General features: G+C 60.6%; 11 protein-coding genes. All 11 read left to right on the top strand.

The genetic code is table 11. The features are described from left to right. The first annotated feature begins 72 nt into the window (after positions 1-72). Complete coding sequence (arc, locus tag ACP3TE_RS16610) at positions 73-1,710, top strand: proteasome ATPase (RefSeq protein WP_426736249.1); 1,638 nt, start codon at positions 73-75, stop codon at positions 1,708-1,710. Then, the gene (gene dop, locus ACP3TE_RS16605) at positions 1,707-3,323 is read left to right on the top strand and encodes a depupylase/deamidase Dop (RefSeq protein ID WP_426734306.1); all 1,617 of its coding nucleotides are present in this window, start codon (positions 1,707-1,709) and stop codon (positions 3,321-3,323) included. Before arc ends, dop begins: the two co-directional genes overlap by 4 nt. Positions 3,324-3,389: 66 nt before the next feature. Beyond that, positions 3,390-3,575, top strand: a complete 186-nt coding sequence (locus tag ACP3TE_RS16600) for a ubiquitin-like protein Pup (RefSeq protein WP_105657838.1) — start codon at positions 3,390-3,392, stop codon at positions 3,573-3,575. Between the two features lie 78 nt (positions 3,576-3,653). Further along, a complete protein-coding gene (gene pafA / locus ACP3TE_RS16595; protein ID WP_426734304.1) occupies positions 3,654-5,027 on the top strand; it encodes a Pup--protein ligase in 1,374 nt (457 codons plus the stop codon). 119 nt (positions 5,028-5,146) lie between these two features. Next, the gene (locus ACP3TE_RS16590; protein WP_332486254.1) at positions 5,147-6,082 is read left to right on the top strand and encodes an FKBP-type peptidyl-prolyl cis-trans isomerase; all 936 of its coding nucleotides are present in this window, start codon (positions 5,147-5,149) and stop codon (positions 6,080-6,082) included. Positions 6,083-6,098: 16 nt separating this feature from the next. After that, the gene (locus ACP3TE_RS16585) at positions 6,099-6,494 is read left to right on the top strand and encodes an FKBP-type peptidyl-prolyl cis-trans isomerase (protein WP_332727058.1); all 396 of its coding nucleotides are present in this window, start codon (positions 6,099-6,101) and stop codon (positions 6,492-6,494) included. 93 nt (positions 6,495-6,587) lie between these two features. Then, positions 6,588-8,591 (top strand): helix-turn-helix transcriptional regulator, encoded by a 2,004-nt coding sequence (locus tag ACP3TE_RS16580; protein ID WP_426734301.1) that lies wholly within the window; start codon positions 6,588-6,590, stop codon positions 8,589-8,591. Positions 8,592-8,693: 102 nt separating this feature from the next. Further along, positions 8,694-8,954 carry a hypothetical protein gene (locus tag ACP3TE_RS16575; protein WP_426734299.1) on the top strand — a complete coding sequence of 87 codons (261 nt, stop codon included), beginning with the start codon at positions 8,694-8,696 and terminating at the stop codon, positions 8,952-8,954. 32 nt (positions 8,955-8,986) lie between these two features. Then, complete coding sequence (gene tatA, locus ACP3TE_RS16570) at positions 8,987-9,202, top strand: Sec-independent protein translocase subunit TatA (protein WP_105657843.1); 216 nt, start codon at positions 8,987-8,989, stop codon at positions 9,200-9,202. Positions 9,203-9,211: 9 nt separating this feature from the next. Continuing rightward, positions 9,212-10,078, top strand: a complete 867-nt coding sequence (gene tatC / locus ACP3TE_RS16565) for a twin-arginine translocase subunit TatC (RefSeq protein WP_105657844.1) — start codon at positions 9,212-9,214, stop codon at positions 10,076-10,078. 28 nt (positions 10,079-10,106) lie between these two features. Beyond that, positions 10,107-12,890, top strand: a complete 2,784-nt coding sequence (locus ACP3TE_RS16560) for a DEAD/DEAH box helicase (RefSeq protein ID WP_332594755.1) — start codon at positions 10,107-10,109, stop codon at positions 12,888-12,890. The last annotated feature ends 43 nt before the right edge of the window (positions 12,891-12,933 follow it).

Here is a 12,933-nt window from a genome sequence, read left to right as displayed (position 1 = left end):
GTGACGTTGGATGTTGGAGGTTGGAACGTGAACGATAATCGCGAGGCAGAACAATTGGCCGAGCGGCTGCAGATGACCGAACGCCAGGTCAACGTGCTGCGCGACAAGAATCGCAACCTCGACAAGCAACTCGCCGGGATCAGCGGCAATAACAAGCGCCTGGTGGCCCTGCTGGAAACCACCCGCGAGCAGATCATCAACCTGAAGTCGGCGCTGGAAAAAGACGGGGACACTCCCTTCAGCCACGGCACCATCGTGGCCAAGCACCCGCGCAAGCACCCCGAACCCGGGCTCGGCATCGAATCCACCGGCGCCCAGTCCGCAGATGTCATCTACTCCGGGCGCAAGATGCGCGTGGCCGTCAGCCCGCTGCTGGATTTCGACAAGCTGGTCATCGGCCAGCAGGTGCTGCTCAATGAAGCACTGGTGATCGTCGCGGCCCTGGGATTCGAGGAGACCGGTGAACTGGTCACGGTCAAGGAACTGCTGGAAAATCACCACGCCGTAGTCATGGCCCGTGCCGATGACCAGCGCGTCGTTGAACTCGCTGGCCCGCTGCGCGAGATGCACCTGCGCGTGGGCGACCAGCTGGCCATCGACTCACGTTCGGGCATGGCGGTATCCCGCGTCCAGCTCACCGACATGCAGTCCCTGGTGCTCGAGGAAGTCCCGGACATTGCCTACTCGGACATTGGCGGGCTGAACTCGCAGATCGAAGCCATCAAGGACTCGGTGGAGCTGCCCTTCACCCACCCTGAGCTGTACCGCGAACACGGGTTGAGCGCGCCAAAGGGGATCCTGCTCTACGGCCCTCCGGGCTGCGGCAAGACCCTGATCGCCAAGGCGGTGGCGCACTCCCTGGCCCAACGTGTCGTCGAGCGCAAGGAAGGGGCCAGCAACCGCAGCTACTTCCTGAACATCAAGGGACCGGAGCTGCTGGACAAGTACGTGGGCGAAACCGAGCGGCACATCCGCCTGATCTTCGCCCGCGCCCGGGAGAAGGCGCTGCATGGAGATCCGGTGGTGGTGTTCTTCGACGAGATGGAAGCGCTGTTCCGTACCCGCGGCACCGGTGTCTCCTCGGATGTGGAAACCACCATCGTGCCGCAGCTGCTGGCCGAAATTGACGGCGTCGAGCGCCTGGATAACGTGATTGTCATCGGCGCGTCCAACCGCGAGGACATGATCGACCCGGCGATCCTGCGTCCGGGACGCCTGGACGTCAAGATCAAGATCCGCCGTCCCGATGCCGAGGGCGCCACAGAAATCTTCAGCAAGTACCTGACGACCGAACTGCCGCTGCACGCCGATGAGCTCGATGCCGATGCCGGGGATGCCGGCGCCACCATAGCGCGCATGATCCGCGGAGCCGTCCAGGCAATGTACTCCACCGAGCGGATCAACGAATTCCTCGAAGTCACCTATGTTACCGGTGCCACCGAAGTGCTCTATTTCAAGGACTTCGCCTCGGGCGCGGTCATCCACAACATCGTGGACCGCGCCAAGAAGCATGCCATCAAGGCGCTGATTACGCAGAACGAGCGCGGACTGAAAATGGAGTACCTGCTGCGTGCGGTGCGCGAAGAGTTCGCCGAGCACGAAGACATGCCCAACACCACCAACCCCGATGATTGGGCCCGGATTTCCGGCCGCAAGGGCGAGCGGATCAGCAACATCCGTTCCCTGGTCCAACAGCAGGCCGGCAAATGAGCGCCCGTCGCCTGGTCGGCCTGGAAACCGAATACGGAATTATCCGCCCGAACATGCCCAAGGCCAACGCCACGGTGCTTTCGGCGCAGATCGTTGACGCCTACGCGCAATTGGTCGCCGAGCAGGATTCGGCGGCCAAGGCAGCACGCTGGGACTACAGCGACGAATCTCCGCTGCAAGATGCGCGCGGATTCGCCATGGACCGGGCCCAAGCGCATCCGAGCCAGCTGACCGACCTGGAGCCGGGGCTGGACGACGAGGGCATCTGGACCGCCGAATCCATTGCGCTGGATGGCAATGACGTGCATCTGGGTTCCACGCTCTATCAGGAGAAGGAATCCACGGATGTCGTGATGAATATGGTCCTGGGCAATGGCGCACGCCTGTACGTCGACCACGCCCACCCGGAATACTCCAGCCCCGAATCGATGACTCCGCGTGATGCGGTGCTCTGGGACCAAGCCGGCGATGAAGTGATGCGCCGCGCCGCGGCCGCCGCCCAGCGCCTGGGCAGCGGGGAACTGCTGCTGTACAAGAACAACACCGATAACAAGTCGGTCTCCTACGGCTCGCATGAGAACTACCTGATGCCGCGCGGCATCGAGTTCTCCTCGATTGTCCGCGGGCTCACCCCGTTCTTTGCCAGCCGGCAGATCTTCTGCGGTGCCGGCCGGGTGGGCCAGGGCATGCTCAACGAGCGCGCCGCCTTCCAGGTCTCCCAGCGTGCCGACTTCTTCGAGGCGGAAGTGGGCCTGGAAACCACGATCAACCGCCCGATCATCAATACCCGCGATGAACCGCACGCGAACTGGGACAAGTACCGCCGCCTGCACGTGATCATCGGGGATGCGAACCTCGGGCAGATTTCCACCCTGCTGCGCGTGGGCACTACCAACTTGGTGCTCTCGCTGATCGAAGCGGGGATGGCCCCGCAGCTGGAACTGGTCGAGCCGGTCCTGGCCTTGCAGCAAATCAGCCACGACCCCACGCTGAAGGCCAAGGTGCGGTTGCGCGGCGGGGTCCAGCTCACCGCCATTGAAATTCAGCGCCATTACCTGCATGCGGCAGAAAACTACTGTGCGGCACGCGGGATTGATGATCCGGACACCACCGAGATCCTCAGCCGTTGGGCGCAGATCCTGGATTTGCTCGAGCGCGACCCGATGGACGCGGCAGATCAGATTGACTGGATCGCCAAATACCAGCTGGTCAACGGCTTCGCCCAGCGCCACCAGCTTGAGCTGTCCGATCCACGCGTGGCGATGCTGGACCTGCAATGGGCTGATCTGCGGACCGACAAGGGCCTGTACTACCGCATGGCCGAACGCGGGGCCATCCAGAGGATCTTCAGCCAGCAGGAGATCAACCAAGCCGTGGGCGCCCCGCCGGAGGATACCCGCGCCTACCTGCGCGGCATGACCCTGCAGCGCTATGCGCCCTTCGTCGTCGCAGCGAACTGGGATGCGTTGTCCTTCGCCGTCCCCGGGGCGCGCAAGATCAGCCGCTTCCACATGCCCGAGCCGCTGGGCGGAACCCGTGCGCAGGTTGGCGAGCTGTTCGACACGCAGCTGGAGATTGCGGAATTTATCGACGAATTGGCCAGGCGTCGCTAATCGGCGCAGAATAGGTATGAGTCTCGGCGCGTAATTCCGGGATTCACGACGACTTAGGAGAAAACGATGACTCAGGAAAGCTTCTCGGCCCGCCGCAGCACCCAGAACCAGCAGGCCGAAACGGAACAGGTCCAGGTGAACACCACCGGCCAGTCCGCCGGCGTGGATGACCTGCTGGACGAGATCGACTCGGTGCTGGAATCCAACGCTGAAGAGTTCGTCCGCGGATTCGTGCAAAAGGGCGGCCAGTAAGCCCCAACGGGCACACAGCTTTGGAAGTCGTGTTCTGGCCAATGTGGCGGAACCGCAGTTGAGGGGAAGTAGCTTCGCGTGGATCGCAGAATCTTTGGTCTGGAAACCGAGTTCGGGCTGAATTATGTCCCGTCGGATGGGCGCCGGCTCACCCCGGAGGATGCCGCACGGCACCTGTTCAAGCCGGTAGTCAGCTGGGGGCGCAGCTCGAATGTGTTCCTGGAGAACGGCTCGCGCCTCTACCTGGATGTGGGCTCGCACCCGGAGTACGCCACCGCGGAATGCGACCAGCTCAAGCAGCTGATCGCCCACGACCGCGCAGGGGAGGCGTTCATGCTGGACCTCGTTGACCAGGCAGAGGACCAGCTGGCCGAGGAAGGCCACGAAGGCCGGATCTACATGTTCAAGAACAATGTGGACTCCGCCGGGAACTCCTATGGCTGCCACGAGAACTACCTGATTCCACGCAAAATCGAGTTCAAGCGCCTCGCTGACATGCTCATCCCTTTCCTCGTCACCCGCCAGCTATTGTGCGGTGCCGGGCATCTGATCACCGATGAAGAGCAGACCAAGTACGTCTTCTCCCAGCGCGCCGATCACATGTGGGAGGGGGTCTCCTCGGCCACAACGCGCTCGCGTCCGATCATCAATACCCGCGACGAGCCGCACGCCGATGCCGAGTACCACCGCCGGCTGCATGTCATAGTGGGCGACTCGACGATGAGCGAAACCACCCAGCTGCTGAAGATCGGCGCCACCGACCTGGTGCTGCGCCTGATCGAATCCGGGGAAATCTACCACGATCTGCGACTGGAAAACCCGATTCGCTCCATCCGCCAGATCTCCCACGATTTCACTGGCCAGACCGTGGTGCGGCTCATGGGCGGCGACGAGCCGACCGCACTGCAGATCCAGTGGATCCTCTTCGAATCCGTCAAGGAATTCATCGCCCGCCACGGCGCGCACCACGACCAGGTGGATACCGTCCTGGAATTGTGGGAACGCACGCTGAACGCAGTGGAAAGCCAGGACTTCTCGCTGATCGACCGGGACATCGACTGGGCGATCAAGCACAAGCTGCTCACGGGCTATGCCCAGAAGAACTCCCTGGAGCTCTCGGCGCCACGGATCGCGCAGCTGAACCTGACCTACCATGACATCGACCCGCAGCGCGGCCTGTTCCACCTGCTCAAGCGCCGCGGCCTGGCCAGCGCAGTCGTCTCCGACGCTGAAATCGATCAGGCTGTGAGCAATCCGCCAGCCACGACACGCGCGGCACTGCGAAGCAAATTCATTCGCGCCGCCCGCGCCAATGGGCGACGCTATAGCGCCGATTGGGTCCACATGAAGTATGAGGATGGCCCGGGCGGAATTGTGCTGTGCAAGGACCCGTTTGCAACCACCAATTCACAGATTGACGAGCTCATTGAGCTGATGGGCCAGCAGCTTTAGCTAGCTGGAAACAAGTATTTACACAGCAAAAACCTCTAAGCTGGACGCAGATCATTACGGGCCTTGCCCTGTGCAAGCCCGCAATGCATGACCAGCTAGTCCAACCGGAAAGAAGATTCGTGCGAAAAGTTTTGGCAGTATGCGCCACCGCGTCCATCCTTGCCCTGGCCTCCTGCGGTTCGGGTTCGTCATCCCTGAGCGGCATCGACGTCAAGCCAGCAGAAGATAGCAAGACCGCACCCGAGGTCAAATTCGATGCGCCGCTCCTGACCGAAAAGTCAGAAGCAGTCACCGTGGTGGAGGGCGAGGGTTCCGACATCAAGGAAGGCGACACCATCCAGATCCAGTCGGGCCTGTACAAGACCATCGACGGCCTGCTGACCAATGAGAACTTCACTGCTGATCCGGCTCCCATGAAGGTTGACGAGACGCTCAAGGAGCAGATGCCCGAGCTCTACGAAACCCTGCTGAAGTCCCAGATTGGCGATTGGATCGCTTATGCAGCCATCGAAGGCGTGCAGCAACCGGACGGGTCCATTGCCGAACCGGCCGAAGGCTCGCGTGCCGAACGGCTGATCGTGATCAAGATTGCGGACTCCAAGAGCCCTAGCCAGACGATGGGCAAGGAAGAAGTCCAGCAGCTCAAGGACGACGGCAAGCTCCCCACCGTGAAGACCGGCAAGGGCGATCCGCAGATCACCATCCCCAAGGACACCGAAGCCCCAGCAGGCCTGGCAGTGGACGTCCTTGAAGAAGGCGACGGCCCAGCCGTTGGCCAAACGTCCAAGGTCACTGCCCACTACCACGGCGTGCGCTGGGAAGATGGCAAGAAGTTCGACGGCAACTTCGGCAACGAAGAAGGCTTCGAAGCCGATATGGCCGGCGGAGTCATCCAGGGTTGGCTGCAGGGCTTCCAGGGCCTGAAGGAAGGCAGCAAGGTCTTGCTGACTGTCCCAACGGACTTGGCCTACGGTGAAACTGCTGAAGCCCAGGGGCGTCCTGCAGGACCACTGGTCTTCTACGTAGAATTAGACAAGGTAAGCGAAAGCAAGTAACAGAAAGGCCGTGACTATGTCGTTCGGAGAACGCAACTACGACCGCACCAAGCCGGAGATCGATTTCCCGGGCACCGACGCTCCTGAAGAACTGGTCGTCACCGACCTGGTCGAGGGAACCGGCGCCGAGGTCACCCCAGGCACCACCGTTGAAGCGCACTATGTAGGCGTTGCCTGGTCCACCGGCGAAGAGTTCGACTCTTCCTGGGGCCGCGGGCAGACCCTCGACTTCCCAGTGGGTGTCGGAATGGTTATCCAGGGCTGGGACCAGGGCCTGCTGGGCATGAAGGTCGGCGGCCGTCGCCGACTGGATATCCCATCGCACCTGGCCTACGGCGAGCGTGGCGCCCCAGGCGCCATTGCGCCTAACGAAGCACTGATTTTCGTTGTGGATCTGATGGGCACCAAGTAATTCCAAGTGCTGGCAATGGCCCCGATTAAATAATCGGGGCCATTGCTGTCCCAGAAGTCATCCTTATCGGCGAAAGTTGGTTAGTCTAGGCACGTGAGCACAAAGCAATCCCCGGGACCCAGCAAGGCAGAACGCCTGACCAGCCTCATCTATGCGCTGGCAACTAAATCACGGAAGTTCAACGCCGACCGCATTGGATCCTATTTGGTGCCAGGCGGTACCAAGGAGACCCGAGAGAAGGCGCTGGATCGCCTCAAGGACGACATCCGCAATGACTTCGGGCTGCAGCTGGACAAAGAAGTAATCGACGATGTTACGTACTACAGCATCGACACGACCGAGTGGTTCTTGCCGCCGGTGGAATTCAGCCCCGCAGAAGCCGGCCTGGTCGCATTGGCCGCGAGCCTCTGGAAAGACACCAAGCTCCAGTCATTGGGGCTCAATGCCGCGGCCCGAGTCACCGGCCATGATGGCGTGGCCTCGCCGGTTGCTCCGTTGGCCGGCTCATTGGTCCCACGCCTTTCAATGGATGAACCGAACTTCCGCGAATGCGCCCTGGCAGTCTTCAACCGCAACACGCTCAAGTTCGCCTATACGTCCTCTGGAGGTGCGCAAAGCGAACGGATTGTTGATGTGTGGGGGATCGGGCAGCGCTACGGCAACTGGTACTTCACCGGCTATGACCACACGCGGAAAGATACCCGTGTCTTCCGCCTCTCGCGGGTTCAGGGCAAGTTCACGAATTACCGGCATGGCGGCGCTAACGCCGACGGGCAGTACCACGCCCGCCCCCAGGATTTCGACATGACCCAGGTCTTGCAGGATTTCGACCTGCAGAATCCGGGACTGGTGGCAACGGTGCGGCTCTTGGGCGATGAAGCAATCCCGCTGCGCGCCCAGGCAGTAAATGGCCGCAGCGATCAGGACGAGCTGCAGATCGGCTATGCGGATCCGCATTCATTTGCCCAGCAGCTGGCAGCTTATGGCCCGGCCGTGAAAGTCCTGGGACCCTCCGAGCTGGTGGCCCAGGTGCGCCGGATCCTGCGCGACGCGCGCAGCTCCCAGACCAGCCAGGGCAACCAGGATGCCTACGCAGAGGTGAAGTTCCGTCCGCATCGCGCCACCGGCCGTGGCACCACTACGACTCAGGTCATGCGAAATATCGACATGATCCAGTATGTGCACGCCCATGGTGCCGTAGAAATCGAAGCGCTGGCAGAACGCTACTCCATGAGCGTTGCCAAGGTTCGTGAAGAGCTGGCCATGATCATGATGTGCGGTGTCCCGTACGGCCAGCATGACGAACTGATCAACGTCAATGACGGCGACGTTGAATCCGATACCGTTACGATCTCCAATGCAGCCCTGCTGGCCGAGCCGCAGAAGCTGGCGCCGCTGGAAGCAGTAGCCGTGCTCGGCGGGCTCAACGCCCTGGCAAGCATTCCCGAGTTCGAGCACCAGCAGGTGCTCGACGCGGCACTGGCCAAGGTGAATTCCGCGGTGGCCCGTTTTGACGGCTGGAGCGGGGCGCTGGGCTTCGCACTGTCCAAGGCGCGCGAGAACGATATTCCGCAGCAGCTGATTCAGGCGATTCGTTCCCAAGACGTCGTGCGCATCGATTACTACTCGGCCCGTTCGCGAACTCACCAGGTTCGCGATGTGGAACCGATCCGGCTCATTGAAGACGGAGCGGTGCAGTACCTGCGGGCTTGGTGCCGAAAGCGCCAGAGCCTATTAACTTTCCGGGTGGACCGGATGTTAAGTGTGGAAACTGCCGGTGAACAATTCGAGCTGGCGGCTCGGCATGAAGACCAGCAAGATGTCCAGATCCGGTATGCCTCCAGCGACGATGACTTAGAGGTCATGGTCTATGTAGATGCCGAGATCTTGCCGGTTATCGAAGCTTTCCATCCTCTTTCCTGGTCCACGGGAAAGGTCGGTACCGGGTATCTGGCCAATGTCCGGTTCTCGGATCACCAGGTAGCTGCGCCGCTCGTGGCTCGCCATAGCGGTAAACTGACTGTGGTCTCTCCTGACGCTACGCGCGAACAGGTAGTGCACTGGTTGGACGAGGCTATCGCAATGTATGAGGATTAATAGATGCTTCCTTGGTGGTTTTGGGTACTTTTGTGGACTGTGCTCGTTTTGGCGACAATACTTGTTGCGGCACTTGCCGGCTTCCGTTTGTTCAAACGGGGAATGGCTGTCGTCGAGGGCCTGGGCGACGCTGCGGATCACATCAGCACCAGTTTAAGCCAGGAGGGCACCGTCGTCGAGTACGCTGCGAACCCTCGTCGCTACCCGCACGGAACCGATGCCACGCACGCGGATCCGGAGAAGATCAAAAAGCTTCGCGATAAGGGCAAAGCTGAAAGAATCGAGGCGCGTCGAGTTCGCCGCGTCGCACGTCGCGCACAGCGCGGCCAAGCTCAGAACATGCGCGATCTTGGCTTGTTCTGACGTAGACTTTAGATAGAGAGAAGGGAATCCACATGGGTGGCTTACAGGGATGGCATTTGGTCATCATTATCGTGCTTGCACTGCTGCTTTTCGGCGCTCCAAAGCTTCCAGGCTTGGCTCGCTCGATGGGCCAGTCGCTGCGCATTTTCAAGTCCGAGGTTCGCCAGATGAAGGATGATGATCCTAAATCTGAAACCGTTGATGGCACCATCAATGATCCGAACCCCAACGAAAAGAACAACTCGTAGACCTCTTCAGTGGCAACAAATAAAGACAAGAACCCGCGCAGCAAGAAGAAGCGGGCCAAGGACGCAGAAGGTCGGATGGCTCTCAAAGAGCATCTGATTGAAGCACGGAACCGGTTATTCAAGTCGCTCATCGCGCTGACCTTGGGCACGGTAGCCGGTTTCTTCGTATACGACTGGCTACTTGCCTTGCTGATCGCACCCGTGAAAGCTGCCGGCGGCTCGGTAGTGTTCACCGCGGTGATGTCACCCTTCGACATCATGATCAAGGTGGCGCTGTTCGTCGGCCTGATCGTTTCCTCGCCGGTGTGGCTCTACCAGCTGTGGGCATTCATCGTGCCGGGACTGAAAAAGAACGAGCGCCGTTTGAGCTACAGCTTCGTAGCAGCCGCGGTTCCGCTGTTCCTCGGCGGCGTGGCGATGGCCTACTTCGTTCTTCCGTTTGCGCTGGAATTCTTCATTAGCCTGTCGCCGGAGAACTCGGATAACCTGCTGAACATTTCCGAGTACCTGCCGTTTATCTTCCGCCTGCTCCTGGCATTCGGCTTGGCCATGCTGGTACCTGTACTGATGGTTGGCCTGAACATGGTTGGCGTCCTGCCAGCCAAGCTCATCTTGAAGAACTGGCGTATCACCGTCTTCCTCATCGCCCTGGTTGCCGCTATGGCAGCACCAGGCGGCGATGCAATCACCATGTTCGCGTTGGCTGGACCGTTGTTCCTCACCTTCGCCGTTGCCACCTTGATCTGCCACTTCAACGACAAGAAGCGCGCAAAGAAGCTGGCGGCACGGGAAGCCGAGAATGAACGCCTAGCAGCTGGTGAAACTTCTGGCATTGAAACCCCTAGCTCGATTGACGAACCTAAATCCCAGCTCTGAACCAGGGCAAGAAAGTGAACGACCACAAGTGACTTCACCCGCGGAACGCTACGCGAATTCCAAGGCACGGCAGGTCGAAAACGGCACTGCACTTCCTGAATTCCGGGCAAGCATCTCCTTCGACCTGGATCCATTCCAGGCCGAAGCTTGCCAGAAGGTCGCAGAAGGGCACAGCGTACTGGTCGCTGCGCCCACCGGCGCCGGAAAAACTGTTGTTGGCGAATACGCCATCTACCAGGCTCTAGGCGAGAACCGCAAGGCTTTCTACACCACGCCCATCAAGGCGCTGAGCAACCAGAAGTATTCGGAACTGGTCAACCGCTATGGAGCGCAGAAGGTCGGGTTGCTGACCGGCGACACCTCCATCAATTCCGAAGCGCAGATCGTCGTCATGACCACCGAAGTGCTGCGCAATATGCTGTACGCGGATTCCCAAACCCTCGACGGCTTGGGCTACGTGATCATGGATGAGGTCCACTACCTCGCCGATAAATTCCGTGGTGCCGTATGGGAAGAAGTCATCATCCATCTGCCGTCCAACGTGCAGATCATTTCACTCTCGGCAACCGTGTCCAACGCCGAGGAATTCGGTGGCTGGCTGGATACCGTCCGGGGCCAGACCGACGTCATTGTCTCCGAGCATCGCCCGGTGCCGCTCTTCCAGCACGTCATGGTCGGCCCTAACGTGGTCGACCTGTTTGCCGAAGACGTAGCCTTCGACAAGGTGGCTGAAGACGATTCAAAGGCCTCGGTCAACCCCGAACTGCGAAAACTAGTACGCTCCCACAGCCCTGGCGGCCGAGTGCAGCGCGGCCGGGGTCGCGGCGGCCGTGGCCCCCAGCGCAGTTCCGGCATGGGGCACCGCATCAACCGTCCGGCGGTTATCGGGAAGCTTGACCGTGCTGCTCTGCTGCCAGCTATTTTCTTCATTTTCTCCCGCAAGGGCTGCGATATGGCCGTGCAGCAGTGCGCCATGGCTGACCTGCGCCTGACGACCAATGAAGAAGCCGCCGAGATCGCGCAAGCGCTGGACGAAGTCGCCTACCGGATCCCCAGCGAAGACCTGGACGTTCTGGAATTCTGGTCCTGGCGCGATGGTCTGGTTCGCGGCTTCGCTTCCCACCACGCCGGCCTGCTCCCGATCTTCAAGGAAATCGTTGAAGACCTCTTTGCGCGCAACCTGATCAAGGTGGTGTTCGCAACCGAGACCCTAGCCTTGGGAGTGAACATGCCAGCACGTTCGGTCGTGCTGGAAAAACTGGTCAAATTCAACGGCGAATCCCACGTGCAGATCTCTTCGGGGGAATACACCCAGCTCACCGGCCGTGCCGGGCGCCGCGGCATTGATGTCGAGGGCCATTCGATTGTTGTCTGGAACCCCGACCTGGAACCGGAATCCTTGGCAGGACTCGCTTCGAAGCGTACCTATCCGCTGAATTCCTCGTTCCGTCCGACCTACAACATGTCCACCAACTTGCTGGCGCAGTTTGGCCGTGAGCAGACTCGTCAAATCCTCGAAACCTCCTTTGCCCAGTACCAGGCGGACCGTTCGGTGGTGGGCATGGCGCGCCAGGTGCGTTCCAAGGAAGAATCCCTGGCCGGCTACGCCAAATCGATGGAATGCCATCTCGGAGATTTCACCGAGTACCTGAAACTCCAACGAAATCTGGCCCAGGTCGAGAAGAACGCTGCGAAGGACCGCCGCCACGAGCGCCGTTCGGCAGCTGAGCAGTCCCTGCAGGCCGTGATCCGCGGCGACGTGGTGGACCTGCCAGGTGGCCGCCGCTTCGGCCGCGCCGTGGTCGTCGAGCTTGATAAGGCCATGTACAACCCGCGACACACCGTGCTGACCGAAGAAGCGCAGCTTCGCCGGCTCTCGGTGGAAGACCTCAACGGTCCAGTGCAGATCATTTCGCGGATCAAGATTCCCAAGGGGTTCAACGGGCGCACACCGAAGGAGCGCCGGGACCTTGCTTCATCCTTGCGCAACGCGATCTACGAGTCGCGTCCTCCACGCCAGGACGCACAGAGCTTCGATTTCGAAGGCTCGGATTCCTTCGAGCGTGAAATCAACGCGCTGCGCCTGGAGCTCAAGGACCATCCTTGCCACGCCTGCTCGGAAAAGGACCAGCACATGCGCTGGGCCGACAGGTACTGGAAGCTGAAGAAGGACACGGACAAGGCCCGTCGCGCCATCCGCGGGCGAACCAATACCATTGCCACGCAGTTCGACAAGGTCTGCAAAGTGCTCGAGCAGTTCGAATACCTCGTGCCTTCCGAGGGCGGCGAAGATTTCGCGCTGACCGACTCGGGCCGCCGCCTGCGCCGCATCTATGGCGACCGCGATCTGCTCACCAGCCAAATCCTGGAGACCGGCAAGCTCACGCAGCTCAATGCGGAAGAACTCTGCGCGGTTGTCGCCAGCCTGGTCTACCAGGCACGCCGCGACGGGGACCGTGCCGATCCGAAAATGCCAACGGGCAAGATCGATGACATCTGGAATAGCACCATCAAGATTTGGGGCGAGCTATCGGACGCTGAAGAGGCCTTGGGCCTTGACCCGACCGCTCCACCGGAATCCGGTTTGATCTGGCCAATGTACAAGTGGGCCCGCGGTTCGAGCCTGAACAGCGCGCTGCGCGGTACCGATCTGGCACCGGGTGACTTCGTGCGCTGGGCCAAGCAGGTCATCGACACCTTGGACCAGTTCGCAAAGAATAGCGACCTTCCGCCATTGCTGGTTCGCAATGCCTACAAGGCAGTAGACCAGATCAAGCGCGGTGTAGTGGCCTACTCGAACGTGCTGGACTAGCCAGCAGGTCCAGCCGAAAATCTTATTAGCCAGTGCACGAGAA

The organism is Glutamicibacter sp. 2E12 (assembly GCF_050030965.1).
Lineage (GTDB): Bacteria > Actinomycetota > Actinomycetes > Actinomycetales > Micrococcaceae > Glutamicibacter.
The sequence above is the reverse complement of the archived record's forward strand: the minus strand, read 5'-3'. Positions and strand labels throughout refer to the sequence as shown.

What these genes read in the sequence shown, in the direction of transcription:
- arc (WP_426736249.1), top strand. Translation starts at nt 73, where the DNA reads ATGACCGAACGCCAGGTCAACGTGCTGCGCGACAAGAATCGCAACCTC.
- dop (WP_426734306.1), top strand. Translation starts at nt 1,707, where the DNA reads ATGAGCGCCCGTCGCCTGGTCGGCCTGGAAACCGAATACGGAATTATC.
- ACP3TE_RS16600 (WP_105657838.1), top strand. Translation starts at nt 3,390, where the DNA reads ATGACTCAGGAAAGCTTCTCGGCCCGCCGCAGCACCCAGAACCAGCAG.
- ACP3TE_RS16585 (WP_332727058.1), top strand. Translation starts at nt 6,099, where the DNA reads ATGTCGTTCGGAGAACGCAACTACGACCGCACCAAGCCGGAGATCGAT.
- ACP3TE_RS16575 (WP_426734299.1), top strand. Translation starts at nt 8,694, where the DNA reads ATGGCTGTCGTCGAGGGCCTGGGCGACGCTGCGGATCACATCAGCACC.
- tatA (WP_105657843.1), top strand. Translation starts at nt 8,987, where the DNA reads ATGGGTGGCTTACAGGGATGGCATTTGGTCATCATTATCGTGCTTGCA.